Origin of the sequence: Paraburkholderia tropica, from assembly GCF_014171495.1 — a bacterium.
Taxonomy (GTDB): Bacteria; Pseudomonadota; Gammaproteobacteria; order Burkholderiales; family Burkholderiaceae; genus Paraburkholderia; species Paraburkholderia tropica.
Genome location: NZ_CP049134.1, coordinates 864,493 through 879,379 on the forward strand (window position 1 = coordinate 864,493; position 14,887 = coordinate 879,379).

14 protein-coding genes, 1 tRNA gene and 2 pseudogenes are annotated in these 14,887 nt (G+C 64.9%); 8 read left to right on the top strand and 9 right to left on the bottom strand.

The window, feature by feature from the left end:
- The first annotated feature begins 388 nt into the window (after positions 1-388).
- The 5 genes and pseudogenes from G5S35_RS03810 to otsA form a co-directional block, all read left to right on the top strand.
- The gene (locus G5S35_RS03810; RefSeq protein WP_065063731.1) at positions 389-709 is read left to right on the top strand and encodes a hypothetical protein; all 321 of its coding nucleotides are present in this window, start codon (positions 389-391) and stop codon (positions 707-709) included.
- 385 nt (positions 710-1,094) lie between these two features.
- Positions 1,095-2,474: a sigma-54-dependent transcriptional regulator gene (locus G5S35_RS03815; protein WP_065063729.1), complete on the top strand. Its 1,380-nt coding sequence runs from the start codon at positions 1,095-1,097 to the stop codon at positions 2,472-2,474.
- Positions 2,475-2,700: 226 nt separating this feature from the next.
- Positions 2,701-3,054 carry a hypothetical protein gene (locus G5S35_RS03820; RefSeq protein WP_183038857.1) on the top strand — a complete coding sequence of 118 codons (354 nt, stop codon included), beginning with the start codon at positions 2,701-2,703 and terminating at the stop codon, positions 3,052-3,054.
- A gap of 125 nt (positions 3,055-3,179) precedes the next feature.
- Complete coding sequence (locus tag G5S35_RS03825; RefSeq protein ID WP_183038601.1) at positions 3,180-3,467, top strand: hypothetical protein; 288 nt, start codon at positions 3,180-3,182, stop codon at positions 3,465-3,467.
- Between the two features lie 300 nt (positions 3,468-3,767).
- Positions 3,768-5,171: pseudogene (otsA, locus tag G5S35_RS03830) on the top strand (alpha,alpha-trehalose-phosphate synthase (UDP-forming)); the annotation flags it as partial.
- Positions 5,172-5,464: 293 nt separating this feature from the next.
- On the opposite strand, the gene G5S35_RS03835 reads toward otsA, so the two are convergent.
- From G5S35_RS03835 to G5S35_RS03870, 9 genes and pseudogenes are all read right to left on the bottom strand, one after another.
- Complete coding sequence (locus tag G5S35_RS03835) at positions 5,465-6,022, bottom strand: hypothetical protein (protein ID WP_065063724.1); 558 nt, start codon at positions 6,020-6,022, stop codon at positions 5,465-5,467.
- A 130-nt stretch (positions 6,023-6,152) separates the two neighbouring features.
- Positions 6,153-7,577: an MFS transporter gene (locus G5S35_RS03840; protein ID WP_074984853.1), complete on the bottom strand. Its 1,425-nt coding sequence runs from the start codon at positions 7,575-7,577 to the stop codon at positions 6,153-6,155.
- A 71-nt stretch (positions 7,578-7,648) separates the two neighbouring features.
- On the bottom strand, positions 7,649-8,152 hold the full coding sequence (locus tag G5S35_RS03845) for a YbhB/YbcL family Raf kinase inhibitor-like protein (protein ID WP_110327584.1): 504 nt from the start codon (positions 8,150-8,152) through the stop codon (positions 7,649-7,651).
- Positions 8,153-8,310: 158 nt separating this feature from the next.
- Entirely contained in the window at positions 8,311-8,760 is a 450-nt protein-coding gene (locus G5S35_RS39260; RefSeq protein ID WP_065063720.1) for a very short patch repair endonuclease, read from the bottom strand.
- Positions 8,761-8,943: 183 nt separating this feature from the next.
- Positions 8,944-10,227: pseudogene (dcm, locus tag G5S35_RS03850) on the bottom strand (DNA (cytosine-5-)-methyltransferase); the annotation flags it as partial.
- Positions 10,228-10,374: 147 nt separating this feature from the next.
- Complete coding sequence (locus G5S35_RS03855; RefSeq protein ID WP_065063781.1) at positions 10,375-10,638, bottom strand: hypothetical protein; 264 nt, start codon at positions 10,636-10,638, stop codon at positions 10,375-10,377.
- Between the two features lie 113 nt (positions 10,639-10,751).
- Entirely contained in the window at positions 10,752-10,901 is a 150-nt protein-coding gene (locus tag G5S35_RS03860) for a hypothetical protein (protein ID WP_161495587.1), read from the bottom strand.
- 41 nt (positions 10,902-10,942) lie between these two features.
- Positions 10,943-11,248, bottom strand: coding sequence for a hypothetical protein (locus tag G5S35_RS03865; protein WP_183038603.1), 306 nt, complete (start codon positions 11,246-11,248; stop codon positions 10,943-10,945).
- A 214-nt stretch (positions 11,249-11,462) separates the two neighbouring features.
- Positions 11,463-11,537: transfer RNA gene (locus G5S35_RS03870), tRNA-Arg, on the bottom strand.
- A 216-nt stretch (positions 11,538-11,753) separates the two neighbouring features.
- Between G5S35_RS03870 and G5S35_RS03875 the strand changes: the two genes are divergently transcribed.
- From G5S35_RS03875 to G5S35_RS03885, 3 genes are all read left to right on the top strand, one after another.
- Positions 11,754-12,851 (top strand): site-specific integrase, encoded by a 1,098-nt coding sequence (locus G5S35_RS03875; protein WP_183038604.1) that lies wholly within the window; start codon positions 11,754-11,756, stop codon positions 12,849-12,851.
- Between the two features lie 95 nt (positions 12,852-12,946).
- Entirely contained in the window at positions 12,947-13,996 is a 1,050-nt protein-coding gene (locus tag G5S35_RS03880; RefSeq protein WP_183038605.1) for a DNA cytosine methyltransferase, read from the top strand.
- Positions 13,997-13,998: 2 nt separating this feature from the next.
- Positions 13,999-14,886 (top strand): FRG domain-containing protein, encoded by an 888-nt coding sequence (locus G5S35_RS03885; protein ID WP_183038606.1) that lies wholly within the window; start codon positions 13,999-14,001, stop codon positions 14,884-14,886.
- Position 14,887 lies beyond the last annotated feature (1 nt).

A 14,887-nucleotide genomic window follows, 5' to 3' on the forward strand; every position in this document is an offset into this window, starting at 1 on the left:
TGCCGGCCTCGGCGGCTGGCGAGCCGCACGATCTGGCCAACTGGCTGTGCGAAACGGCGCAGGCGATACCTTGCCCGGCGGCCACGGGATTTCCATCTCGTAAACATTTAACCACTGCCGCGCGTCGCAGGGCAATGGACGTGCCCGGATTGTCGCTGCGCGCCGCGTTCTGCGCGAATGCGCCCCGATGCGCGCCCGGACGCCGTCGACTGCGGCCAGAATTCGGCGCGCGGACCGGCTGGCACGCCTCGTGCTCCGCATGTCGGACTGCGCACGGGCGTCTATCCTACCTGGCGCGGCGTATGCGCCGATAGATCGGTGGCCGGTTCATCTGCTCACGGCTGCCGATTCTGACCGCATTTCCGACAACAACCTGGGAGAGTGCGACATGGCGAAGAACAAGCCTGGACTGATTGGGACCCTCGTGGCGGTGGGTGCGCTCGGCGCGACGGCAGGCATGCTGGCGTGGCGTTTTGCGCAGCGTCACCGCATGCAGCGTCAGACGTTTCACCGCGAGCTGAACCGCTGGGAGGGCGAGGGCGGCTCGCTGGCGGAGAGCGGCGTGGCGCCGGGCGCGGCAGCGACGGGCGATGCGATGGCCGCCGGCGTGATGGCGCGCGGCGAGCCGGTCAACGGCGCGGCGGGCGACGCCTCGAGCGGCGCATGGCCGTTTCCGCAAAGCGGCAGCGATCCGGCCACGCGGCATTGAGGTGCAGGAGGACGCATTCCGGTAGCGGATGCGGCTTTCGACGCAACATCGGCACGGCGCTCACGTCCTCGCGACGCGCGCGCCGGGCGTCCGATGTCACCGTGAATGCCACGCATCCGCATCTGGAATATGTCTATAATGGCCATATCCACAACAATCAAGGTTTGGGTTGACTGCGGGTCGCGAGATTGTTGCGATCATGCAGCTAAAAGACCGCGCTCGCCGTCCTGAGCGTACCCGGCCGTTTCGCACTCCACTTGCAGCGCCACCCTCGCGCCGCGCAGCCCGCGACGTCGGACTCTGTTGTCCGTCGCGCTGGAACTTGCTGCGGCGCGTCGTGTTGTGCGCCCAGGAGCCACTCACCTTTCAGGGCTGACGAGACGCGATGCCACATGTATTGATTGTCGATGACGACGCAGAAACCCGCGAAGCGCTCGCCGCCGTGGTGGGCGAAGACGGACTCACCACCGCGCAGGCCGGCGACCTGCGGGAAGCGCGCATCCAGCTGATCCGGCAAATGCCGGACGTTGTGTTCACCGATCTGAAGCTGCCCGACGGCAGCGGCACCGATCTGTTCCAGGATCTCGATCCGCGCTCGGGCGTGGAACTCGTGGTCATCACCGGTCACGCGACCGTGGAGACGGCCGTCGACGCGCTCAAGAACGGCGCGATCGACTACCTCGTGAAGCCGATCAACCTCCAGCGCGTGAAGGCGATTCTCAATCGTCTGCCGCGCGCGGGCGATCTCAAGGCCGAAATCGGCACGCTGCGCGGCGAGCTGCGCCGCATGGGCCGTTTCGGTCTGATGCTCGGCAATTCGCCGGTCATGCAGGACGTCTACGACCAGATCAGCCGCGTCGCGCCCACGCCCGCCTCGGTGATGCTGGTGGGCGAGTCGGGCACCGGCAAGGAAGTCGCCGCGCAGACCATCCATCAGTTGAGCCTGCGCCGCAAGCACGAATTCCTCGCGGTGAACTGCGGCGCGATTTCGCCGAACCTGATCGAATCCGAAATGTTCGGCCACGAACGCGGCTCGTTCACGGGTGCGGACCGTCAGCACAAGGGGTATTTCGAACGCGCGAACGGCGGCACGCTGTTCCTCGATGAAATCACCGAAATGCCGATCGAGCTGCAGGTGAAACTGCTGCGCGTGCTCGAAACCGGCATGTTCATGCGCGTCGGCACGACCAAGGAAATCGAGACCGACGTGCGCCTGATCGCGGCCACCAATCGCGATCCGGAGCAGGCCGTGGCCGAGGGCAAGCTGCGTCTGGACCTGTATCACCGTCTGAACGTGTTCCCGATCAACCTGCCGCCGCTGCGCGAGCGCGGCAAGGACGTCGAGCTGCTGGCGCAGGCCTTCCTCGACGAACTCAACGAGCGCCACGGCACGAAGAAGCAGTTTCCGCCCGCGGTGCGCGAGATGCTCGCGGCCTATCCGTGGGCCGGCAACGTGCGCGAACTGAAGAACTACGTGCAGCGCGCGCACATCATGTCGGGCAACGAAGGCGATCTCACGGCGGCCGTGCCTTTGCAGATCTCGCTGTCGAAGCCCGTGGCGGGCACGGCCGTGACGATCCCGTTCGGCACCTCGCTCGCCGACGCCGATCGTCAACTGATTCTCGCGACGCTCGAACAGTGCGGCGGCGTGAAGACGCGCGCGGCGGAGATTCTCGGCATCAGCCTGAAGACGCTCTATAACCGGCTGGTCGAGTATGGCAACGAGACGGGCAAGGGCGAGACGCCCGCGCGCGCGGGAGCCTGAGCCGCCCTGTCCGGATAAGGCGATAAGCCTCAAGACGCACTGAAGTCAGCGCCCGTTCGTGCCGGTATGCGATGTAAATCGCGCCGGCCGAACGGGCGCTTTGCATTGGGCGCAGATTGCCGATACCGCGCCGATGCCGCGCAGACGCGGGGCGAGAGCCGCCGATCGACATGGCTGGTATGTCGCTTGCAGACGGGTTCATCGACGACCTTTGGAGGAGTGCACGATGCCCAGTTGCAAACAATCCGATCCGTTCCGCGTGAAGCCGTGGCTTGCCCATACGCCGCAGCCCGACGATCCGCCGCCCAGCGAACCCGGCACGCCCGATGTGCCGCCGGTCGGCGATCCGCCGCCGCAGCCGGGCGAAGTGCCGCGCTCGATCCGACACTATCCCGTGATGCGCACGCGCGAGTCGCACGACGAGTGGGCGCGCGTGGCCGCGTATGCGCGCGAGGCGGGCCGCTCGGCGTGGGCGCGCTGGGCGCGCTGGGCGCGTTGGGTAAGCTGGACCTGCCGTCCCGGCGACGATCGAACCCCGTCCGCGCCGTCCCGGGCCGCGCCAGTGTTGCAGCATCGGTGACATCCGCGATTTTTATGTACGAGTTACAAACCAATCGCCATATTTACCGGCAAATTCACGCGGCGAACCCTAGACTATAAAAAACGCCCACGCCGCGTGGCAGCCTTCCCGCTGGAGGCATCGACATGAGACATCCCGCATTGCGCCGCTCCGCACGTCACTCGGCCCGGCGCGGCTCGCGTGACGGAGAACCGAAAAGCGGCAGTTCCGCCGATCCGTCTTCCGGCTCGCCCGGCGCTTCCGGTGCGTCCGGTGCGTCCGGTGCGTCCGGTGCGTCCGGATACAGCCCCGATCCGGCCGGCCAGAATCGCCCCGCGCCCGGCGTGCCGCCCGACGGCGAGCACAATCAGGGCGGCGCGCGCGCCGAGGGCATCGACTATCAGCGGGATCTGGGCTCGGAGCAGGACGCTTGATCGATCGGTTCAAGTCGCGCTGCCGAGCGCTCCGTCGGCGAACGCGGCTCCCGTCGAAGTTCAGTTGAAGTTCGGTCGCGGTTCACTCGCAGTCAGGCATCCCACCCTGCTTTTGCACAGCGCATTCACCGCGCGCGCAGTCGGGACGCGTGCGCGCGGAAGGTGTCTGCGTTCGTTTGTGCCCCGTTTAAATCCGTTCCTCGTCGGACAAAGGAGGCGCGGATCTTGCGTGCGTGCCTGAGGCAACGTCTTCGGACGCACGAGAAACAACGAAGCAACGAAACAGGAGGATTGGCCGCAATGGGCAGACTGATCGTGGTATCGAATCGCGTGGCACCGACGCAAGAAGGCCGTCCCGCAGCAGGCGGGCTGGCGGTCGGCGTGCTCGACGCGCTCAAGGAGACGGGCGGCGTGTGGTTTGGGTGGAGCGGCGAAACGGTCGCCGAGCCGGCCGCGCCGGTCATCGAGCAGCAGGGCAGCGTCACCTACGCGACGGTAGGACTCACCCGCCGTGACTACGACCAGTACTACAAGGGCTTCTCGAATACGACGCTCTGGCCGACGTTCCACTATCGCAACGACCTCGCGCGCTACGAGCGCCAGGAATATGGCGGCTATCTGCGCGTGAACGTGACGCTCGCGCGCCAGCTCAAGCCGCTGATTCAGCCCGACGACATCATCTGGGTTCACGACTATCACCTGATTCCGTTCGCGCGCTGCCTGCGCGACCTCGGCGTGAAGAATCCGATCGGCTTCTTCCTGCACATTCCGCTGCCGGTGCCCGAAGTGATGCGCTCGGTGCCGCCGCACGAAGAACTGATGAAGTTCATGTGCCATTACGACGTGGTCGGTTTCCAGACCGATGCGGACCGTCAGGCGTTCGTCGACTACATTGAGCGCGGCGGCCACGGCACCGCGAGCGAAGACGGCATGGTGCACGCCTGGGATCGCTTCCTGAAGGTGGGCGCGTACCCGATCGGCATCTATCCCGATTCGATCGCGAAGTCGGCGGCGCAATTCACCGACCGCAAGCCGGTGCGCAGCCTGCGCGACGCGATGCGCGGACGCAAGCTCATCATGAGCGTCGATCGTCTCGATTATTCGAAGGGGCTCGCCGAGCGCTTCCAGGCGTTCGAGCGCATGCTGCAGAACGGGCCGGGCTGGCATGGCCGCGTCTCGCTCCTGCAGATCGCGCCGCCGACGCGCTCCGACGTGCAGACCTATCAGACCATCCGCCGCAATCTGGAAGGCGAGGCCGGACGCATCAACGGCCGCTTCGCGCAGCTCGACTGGACGCCGATCCAGTATCTGAACCGCAAGTACGAACGTCATCTGTTGATGGCGCTGTTCCGCCAGGCGCAGGTGGGTTATGTCGCGCCGCTGCGTGACGGCATGAACCTCGTCGCGAAGGAATACGTGGCGTCGCAGAATCCTGAGGATCCGGGCGTGCTGGTGCTCTCGCAGTTCGCGGGCGCGGCAGAGCAGTTGCCTGGCGCATTGGTTGTGAATCCTTACGATTTGAATCAGACCGCCGAGGCGCTGGAGCGCGCGCTCTCGATGTCGCATGCCGAGCGCCAGTCGCGCTACGAGGACATGATGGCGTCGCTGCGCGAGAACAATCTTTCGGTGTGGCGCGATACGTTCCTCGCCGATCTGCGCAGCGTCGCGACGGCGGCTTCGGTGACGGCCACGGCGAAGGCGCGCAGTGCGACGCCGGGCGTGCCGAATGCATCGATTGCACCGATCGCTCCGGTCCCGCCGGTCGCGGTTCCGGTCGCGAAAGCTGCGCAAGTCGATCTGCCTTCGAAGGCGTCGGCGAAGGCCGCCGCGAAGCCGGCGTCGAGCGCCGCCGCGGTCAGCAAGGCGAAGGCGGAATGATCGCGATGCACATCGTCGTCACGCGTTAACGCGGACGACAGACGATTCACCCCCCGGCGGCTTTCGAGTCGCCGTTTTTTTGCGCACGCTTGCCGCGCCGCGTGGTGCCGCGTGTCGCTTCAGGCGCGTTGCGCGCCCGCTTCGCCGAACGGATGCGGCGCGGCGGTCGGATCGAAATCCGCCCAGTGGCCGCCGTGCCATTGGCCCGACGCGCGCTCGACGTCGTCGGCGCCGGCTTCGCGCAGCACGTCGGCGGCGACGGCCTGGTTATCGGGGCTCACGTGCACGGCGAGCAGCACGCCCGACTGACGCATCTCGTGATGCACGCGCTCCTCGTGCTCGCTCGCGCGGTGCCAGCCCGCGCCGATGCGTGCGCCGATCCACGCGCCCACGCCCGCCGCGATCACCACCGCCGGCAGCGACGCCGACAGCAGCGCGCCGAACAGCGCGACACCGGCCACGGCGCCCGCGACCGCGCCGAGCGTGAGATTGCGCGTGCGATGCGGCGGCGCGGCGGCCACGGCCACCGGATGCGGCGTGTGGCGCGCGTGTTGTCCGCGCGGATTGACGAAGAACAGGTTGACGTCTTCTTCGACGAAACCGCGCGCGAACAGCTTGTCGGCGACGGCTTCGGCGGCGGGGAAGGTCGTGAAGCGCCCGGCGACGATCAGTGACATGGGAATCCCCCTTCGCAAGGTTGACTCACCGAAGGAAGACGCGCCGCGCGTGCGGCGCGCCGTAATCCCATGTTAGTGCGTGCCTGTGCGAAACGTGAGGGCAAACGCGAGGCGAGCCGCGCGGCCCGCGTCAGCCGCGCAGGCGTGCGTTGCGCTGCGGCACGAGCCGCATCAGGCTCACGACGGCGGCCACGGCGGAGAACGCCGTCGCCACATACAGCGCGAGCGCCGGTCCGTGCTGCGGCGCGACGCCGAAAATCAGCGCGACCAGTGCCGCGCCGAGCGTTTGCCCCGTGAGCCGCGCGGTGCCGAGCATGCCGCTCGCGCCGCCGCTGCGTTCGCGCGGCGCGGACGAGAGAATCTGCCGGTTATTGGGCGACTGGAAAATGCCGAAACCCGCGCCGCACAGCGCCATGCGCCAGCCGATGTCGAACACCGAGGGATGCGCGCCGAGCGTCGCGAGCGACAACAGCCCGAGCGCGAACAGCACGAGGCCGATGCCGCCGAGCATGCCGGCGGCGTAGCGGTCGGACAGCCAGCCCGCGAGCGGCGCCGCGCCGATGATGACGAGCGGCCAGGGCGTCATCAGCAAGCCGGTGTCGACCTGCGAAAAACCGAACGCGTCCTGCAACATGAACGGCAGCGCCACGAACGCGAGCATCTGCGCGCAGAACGAGCAGACCGAAGTGCTGATCGAGAGCGCGAACACCGGATTCGCAAGCAGATCGACGGGCAGCAGCGGCGCGGGCTGGCTGAGCTGGCGGCGCACGAAGAACCAGCCGACGACCACCGCGCCCGTGAGTTGGGCGGCGATCCAGAGCGGGTTTTCGCCGTGGCCGAAGCCGTCGACGGCAAAGATCAGGAGACCGAACACGATGGCGTTGAAGACGGCGCTCACGTAGTCGTAGGGCGCGGGATGCCCTTCGTTCATCGGCAGCGCGCGCACGCCGAGCGCGAAGGCGGCGATGCCGATCGGCACGTTGATCGCGAACAGCCAGGGCCACGAGGCGATGGCGAGCACGCCCGAGGCGAGCGTCGGGCCAACCGCCGAGGCGACGGCCACCACCATCGCGTTGATCGCCACGCCGCGCCCGAGCTGCGCACGCGGATAGATCATGCGCACGAGCGCGGTGTTCACGCTCATGATGCCCGCGCCGCCGAAGCCCTGGATCATGCGCGCGAGCGCCAGTTGCGTGAGCGTCCCCGCGAGCGCGCAGCCGAGCGAGGCGACCGTGAAGAGCGCGAGACCGGCCAGATAGACGCGCTTGTAGCCGATGCGGTCGCCGAGCGAGGCGAGCGGCAGGAGCGAGATCGTCACCGAAAGCTGGTAGGCGTTGACGATCCAGATCGAGCTGGCCGCGCTCGCGCGCAGGTCGTGCGCGATGGTCGGCAGCGCGACGTTGGCGATCGCGCCGTCGAGCACGGCAAGCGTGATGCCGAGCGCGACCACGAGGATCGCGTAATAGCGTTGGGGGAAGGGCAGGCCGGATTCGGCGTCGTCGGCGGGGTGCGCGGCGGGTGCGCGCGATGAGGCGGTTGGCGTGGTGATCGGCATCGAGGAAAGGACGGCGCGCGCCGCCGGAAGCTGCATGGCGGCGCGCGCGGTGCGTGGGCGCGCGGCGCGCGTTATTTCAGTTCGTAGAGCCCGACGTAGGTCGTCGAGTCGATTTCGTTCAGATGCGTCATGAAGCGCGCGACCGCGTTGGTGGTCTCGGGCGTGACGGGCAGTTGCGCCGCCTTCAGCGCGTGCACGCGGAAGATGTAGCGGTGCGGCTTGTCCCCGCGCGGCGGCGCGGCGCCGCCGAAGCCGACCGTGCCGTAGTCGTTGCGCATCTGCACGGCGCCTTGCGGCAGCAGGCTGCCGTCGGGCTTGCCCGCGTTGCGCGCGAGCGAGCGCACGTCGGGCGGAATGTTGACCACGACCCAGTGCCAGAAACCGCTGCCGGTGGGCGCGTCGGGATCGTAGACGGTGATGGCGAAGCTTTGCGTGTCGGCGGGCGGGGCGTCCCATTGCAGCGCGGGCGAGACGTTGTCGCCATCGACGCCGAAGGCCCGATCGTCGAACTCCTGCGCCTTCGGCATGAAGCCATTGCCCGGAAAGTCGTCGGACCAGAGTCGAAAGTCAGCCATCGCTTGTCTCCTTTTCGTGGGTGCCGGGTCTTGAGCGGATGCGCGGACGTATGCGGCTCGCACAGCCTGCGCAGAGCGTGTCGATCCAGTTTAGCACCGCGATGCGCAGGCGCTTTTCCGCGACGACGCAGGTTCGCGCGGCTTCAGGTCGCAACGTCTCAGGCGCGCGCTTCGAACCACGCGCCTTGCTCGGTGGCGAGCCACGCGGCGAGCCGGTCGACGACCGCCTGCGGATCGCGTGACGCGCCGCGCAACGCGCATTCCCAGATCACGGCGACGCGCCAGCCCTGGGCGGCGAGCGCGGCGATGGCTTTGGCGTCGTTGGCGCGGTTGCGGGCGATCTTGTCGCGCCAGAATTCGGGCCGCGTGGCGGGCCACTTGAAAAGCGCGCAGTCGTGGCCGTGCCAGAAACAGCCGTGCACGAACACGGCGGCGCGATAGCGCGGCAGGACGATGTCGGGGCGGCCCGGCAGTTCGCGCACGTCGAGGCGAAAGCGGAAGCCGCGGCGATGCAGCAGGCTGCGAATCAGGATTTCCGGCTTCGTGTTGCGCCCGCGAATGCCGGACATCATCCGGCTTCGGGTGGCGGCATCCACGACGTCGACCATGCTGATTCGTCCTGACGTGTGTGCGAAGGTCCGCTCAGGCCGAGGCGGCGGCTTCGGCGGTGGCTGGTGCGCGGCGGCGGGGGCTTTCGCGGCGGCTTTCGCTGCGGGTTGTGCTTCGCCCAGCGTGGCCGCTTCCTCAACCGATTTCTTGCCCGACTTCGCCGCGCGCTTGCCGGCCGGCGCTTTCGCGAGCATCGCGTCGAGATGCGGCATCATCGTGCGCGCCACTTCGCGCATCACCGGCATCACCACGCTGTTGCCGAACTGGCGATACGCCTGCGTGTCGCTCACGGTAATGCGGAACGTGTCGGGAAAGCCCATCAGGCGCGCGCACTCGCGCGGCGTCAGGCGGCGCGGACGCAAGCCTTCGCCCTGATGCACGAGGATCTCGCTGCCGTCCTTGTGATAGCGCGCCGACAGCGTGCGCGTCACGCTCTCCGGAAACGCGAGGCCGTAGCCGAAGCCGTTACCGGCTGCGCGATGCTTCTCGGCGTATTGCTGGAGATAGGCCCAGAGACCGGGCGTGAGCGTGTACTTCGGCTGCACGCGGCGCGCGGTGTGATCGAAGAAACGCTCGCCGTCCCACGGCAGAACCGGTTCGCTGCCGTCGGTGCGATGCAGGATCGAGGCGAGGCGCGGGCCGTCTTCGGGCAGGCCGAGCGCGTCCCACGAAAAATCGGTCGGCTCGCGAAATCCGGCGATGATGATGCGCTCGCGATGCTGCGGCGTGAAATGGCGGCCGTCGATCACGCGGTAGTGCACGTCGTAGCCGAGTTCGTCACGCAGGACCTGAAGAATTACGTCGAAGGTGCGGCCCTTGTCGTGCGACAGCAGGTTCTTGACGTTCTCCAGCAGAAAGGCGGCCGGCCGCTTTTCGGCGATGATGCGCGCCACGTCGAAAAAGAGCGTGCCTTGCGTGGTGCACTCGAAACCGTGCGGACGGCCGAGCGCGTTCTTCTTCGAGACGCCCGCGATCGAAAACGGCTGGCACGGAAAGCCCGCGAGCAGCACGTCGTGGTCGGGCACGTCGGCGGCCTCGAACGCGGTGATATCGCCGACGAAGGCGTGGCCTTCGGCATCGGTCTGGCCGTAGTTCTCGAGATAGGTCTTCTTCGAGAACGGATTCCACTCGCTCGTCATCACGCAGCGGCCGCCGTGCGCCTCGAAGCCCATGCGGATCCCGCCGATGCCCGCGAACAGATCGACGAAACGAAAGCGCGCGGGCGCGGCGCCGGCGCCCGACGCGGCGCCCGGAACGGATTCGGCGCTGCGCAGCAATTCGCGCAACGCGGCTTCGAGCATGGCGGGGCAAGGCGTTTCGCCTTTTTCCCACCGGCGCACGGTCTTGACGTCCTTGCCGACGTGGGCGGCGATCTGCTGCTGCGTGAAGCGCTGACGTGCCTGCGCAAGCAGGTCTCGCGGTTGGGCCGGGTGCACGAAGTCCTCTCTGGGTATTTTGGCGGACATTATGACCGATGGTCGACCCGCGGCACCAGGATTTCCGGGCACGATCAGACAGACGTGCGCGCGCCTCGACCGCGAAGCGGCGGCGAGAAACGGCAAGGTGCGGTGAAAAGGCGTGAAAAGCGTCGAAACGCGGCAGAACGGCGCCGATCAGTGGCGCGCGGCTTGTCCGATGATTTGCCTGGCGGTTGCGGCAGCGGATGTCTCGGCGTTCAGTTCGTAGAGATCGAGCTGGATCAGCAGACTGTCGATCTTGGCGAGCTGGCCTTTGTTGACGTGCCCGGTATCGAGCAGCCGATGCAGACGCGAGCGCCAGTACATGACGGGGAGGATGGGGCCGCCGAAATCGCCCGAGAGCGAAAGCGGCATGACGCGCCGAATATGCGCAATGTCCTGGTCGATGAGATTCGACATCAGGTGGCCGGCCGGGAGGGGACGTGTCGTGTCCATGTACGAAGATTACGACAGTTCCGACCCTAACTTGAGGGTCGCAGACCCCCGTATTTACCCTGATGTGCGTCGGCCGCTCAGCCGATCAGCAACATGGCCAGCGACGACGCGACCATGGCGGCGAGCGCGGCAATCAAGGCGAATACGTAGGGCGAAGTCATGACGGTGGTCTCCTTCTTTTGTTGGAGACCATGGTAGGCGATGCCGCTCCGCGTGAACGTTAACAATTGACAAACCACTGTCAGACGACGCGCGCGGCCCGTCGCGCTTACTCCTCGGACGAATCCGCGGCTTCCGGCGAATCCGGCGAATCCGGTTCGACCGGCGCCGGGCCTTGCGCCGCGCCTTCGAGGAAACGGCGCGTCGCTTCGAACGACGCGAGCATCTGCTCGGGCCAAGGCGTTTGCAGCATCACGGCCTGATGGTTTTCGAACGCCGAGTTCAACAGCTTCACGAGTTCGGGCGAGCTCAGATGGCGCAGCAGCACGCTCACGGCGATCGCGGTGGCCTGGCTCGCGCCGGCCGTCTGCAGTTCCGAATGGGTGAGAGCGGCGACTTGCTTGTGGATGTCCATGGTGAATCTGCCTGAAAAAATTGGATGCGATGAAGGGCGGGCGCTCGCGCAAGCGTAATGCATTGGCAATGCCTGGCCGGCACGACGAAAAGGGAAACGCCTGGAGCGGCGGATGAGGCTGACGCGGGAGTCGGGGCTGGAATCGAATCCGAACCGGCGCAGGACGCGTGCCGCCGGAAACGATGCAACGAGGCGAGCGGTCTCGCGTGTGGGCTGGTCCCCCTGGCAGGAATCGAACCTGCATCTAGCGCTTAGGAGGCACTTGTTCTATCCATTGAACTACAGGGAGATGACCAAAATCACTGGATAGACTGGAAGCCTTGTGAATCAGGGCTCTTGCCTTGTCCGGTGGGCGATTCCGGCTGTTCAGCTTCTTCCTAAATGAAGCGCCGTGAACCATTGTGTAGCATCGTTTAACGACTCCGCTGCTACAATTCTGCTACAGATTCCAGTCTGTAGCAGCGCACTGATCTTGCCCTGCTACAGCCAAACCTGACGGGGCAACATGGCATCCATCCTTCCCATCGGCAGCCGTTGGCGGGCACAGGTCCGGCGCAGCGGCGGCAAGAGTATATCAAAGACGTTTGCGACAAAGCGCGCCGCCGAGGTCTGGGCGCGCGAGATCGAAACCGAACTCGATCGCGGCGGCAAGGTCGAGGCGTCCACGGTCACGCTCGGCGAGCTGATTCTGAAATATCGCGAGGCCCGGAAGGAATCCGGCCGTGCCGTGGTCGACAAGTCCAACGAGGATTACATTCTCGACCGGCTGTACGATACCTTCCAAAGCGACTTTGCCGCGAAGCTCACGACCGAGCGTATCGTCGCGTTCGCACAGTTACGCCGCAAGGCGGGTGCCGGCGGCTATACCGTCGATATGGATATCTCCAAGCTCGGGACCGTGATGCGGCACATGGCGTCGCTGCTCGGTATCACGCTGTCCGACGCGGTTGCCGCCGCACGGCCGAGTCTGCGCCACCTTGGTCTGGTCGAGTCGGGTAAGCGGCGCGAGCGGCGCCCGACTCCCGAGGAAATCGAGAAGATCTTTGAATGGTTTGCCGAGCATCCCGAGCGCGAGCAGGCGATGCCCGATCTGTTGCGCATCGCGATGCAATGCGCGTTCCGGCGAGGTGAACTGTTCAACCTGCGCTGGGACGACCTCGATCATGAGCGGCACCTCGCGCTCGTGCGCGACCGCAAGCATCCCCGCCAGAAGAAGGGTAATAACGAGTGGGTGCCGCTGATTGGGGACGCCTACGAAGTCATCATGCGCCAGCCGCGCTATCCGGTGCCGGAGGGCTACGCGGAGCGTTGTGCTGCTGACCCGTCGCTGCCGGCACACAAGAACGATTTCATCTTCCGTTTCGATAAGGGTACGGCTAGCAAGTACTTCAAGCAGGCCTGTGACGAGAAAGGCATCGTTGACCTGCATCTGCACGACCTGCGGCACGAGGCGACGAGTGCGCTGTTTGAGGCAGGCTGGGAGATTCCGGAGGTGGCGACCGTCACCGGGCACAAGGACTGGCGCAACTTGAAGCGCTACACCAACCTAGATCCTGCGGCCGTTGCGAGGAAGGGGCGGCTCAAGCTGGTAAAGGCGGCGTGAGTCATCGGAAGTAGTGCATGGCGTCAGTTTCGCGTACTATCGCGCGAGTGTCGGCGTCGCGGGGCGCCGATGTTATGAATTTATACCCATAAAAAATGAGAACAGTCGCCGATCGAGAGCAAAACGGGGGCGGAGCAGCCGCGAGTCGGCGCTTTGGAAAGCCTGCAGGCGTTTCCCCGTTCAGGGTTGTTTCTTTCTTCGCGGGGTGTGGGGGGCTGGATCTCGGCTTCCGCGGAGACTTCGTCTATCGAGGTGAAGAATATCGAAGGCTTCCTTTTCAGCTGCTGAAGGCATACGAATTCGAAGAGCGGTGCCAGGCAACGTATGAGCAGAATGTCGGGAAGCATTTTGAGCTATGCGATTTGAGTACTGCCGACGTCAGCGAAATGCCGGCGGCCGACGTGCTTATTGGCGGATTCCCGTGTCAAGAATTTTCGATTTGCGGCCCGCGGCGCGGGATTCAAAGTCAGCGCGGAAATCTGTTCAAAGTGATGTCGCGCTACGCGCGGCATCACAAGCCCATGGTTGTCGTTGCAGAGAACGTGGCGCACATCGCCCGACTGAACGACGGCGAAGATTTGGCCACGATCCGGAGGTCATTCGCGCGAGCTGGATATCGCAGCTACGTCTGGAGCATGTTTGCCCCGGATTATGGAGTGCCGCAGGCGCGGGATCGTGTGGTCCTTGTTTTTGTCCGCAGTGACATAAAGCAGGTACCGGAGGCACCCCGTCGCTCCTTCGCCGACAATCACCGAAGTATTGAGTGGGCAATCGGCGATCTGATTGAGGTCGCGGACGAGTCGGTACCAAATCAAAGCCAGTACTTTAAGGCCGGTCTCGCGGCGTCCGGGCATGGGCAAGGGGATGAGACCAGCCGGAAAGCTGAGCCCGGCTACACGGTGCGAGCGAATGCCAAATCGCGCGTTCAGTTTCACTATTCGCTACCGCGGCGGTTGACGGTGCGTGAATGTGCTCGCTTGCAGACGTTCCCGGATGAATTCATCTTTCCGCATGCGGCGACCACAAACATCATGCAAATTGGCAACGCCGTGCCGCCTGTTCTCGGCCATGTTGTCGCGTGTCAGATGGAAGAATTTTTGGGCGGGGTTGTCCGAAAGAACAAAAGTCGTACTGTGGGGGCCTAAGGATGGTGGCGCGGAAGGTAATCGAAGTCGATACGATCGCGAAGTATGCGGCGAAGATCGAAGAACTGTTGGAGTCGACACTTAGTCGGCAGGCCGATGCCAGTTATAAAGGCAATTGGTACCGCGGCATCGGAAGTGCCAGCCATCATAAACTTATGCCGACGCTGTATCGTCATCCTTCGATGAAGGACGTCGAAGAGTTGATAAAGCTGGAGCGCACGATGTTGGAGGATTTTGAGAGACAGAACGTCCTCCACACAGCTACACCGATGCCGTTCGGGTGGTCGAACGAAGCAAAGCCATTGTTGTCACTATTTGTGATGCAGCATCATGGCATACCGACGCGATTGCTCGACTGGACAAGCAATCCGTTCATCGCCCTCTACTTTGCCCTCAGTTCTGCGCATATGACGGATGACGCGAAAGGTTACAAGGATGATGCGGCGATCTGGGTTCTCGATCCGGTGGCTTGGAACGAGGAATCGCTCAAGCAGGTTACGCACGGAAAGGGTGGCCCCCTGTCTCATGATTCGGATATTCCAGTCACGGGATACGGCCCACGAAAAATCTACGGAGGTAAGCTGGAGCCGACGGCGATCAGTACGCTTTATGACAGCCCCGCTGCCATCCTTGGGGTTGCCAACAGTGCTCGAATGTTCGCGCAACGGGGAGTGTTCACGATTTTTGGCCGAACGGTGAAGCCTCTGGAAGAGCAAATGGCTGCTGGCAAGTATGCCAATGGCACATTGACCAAAATCATCATTCCCAAACGGTGCATCGGCGAGCTGTTGCAAAAATTGCTGCACATAGGCTACACGGATTCGGTTTCGTACCCGGATCTCAGCGGGCTTGCAATGGAAATTAAGCGCTCTCGTGGATTCAGGGTGTAGT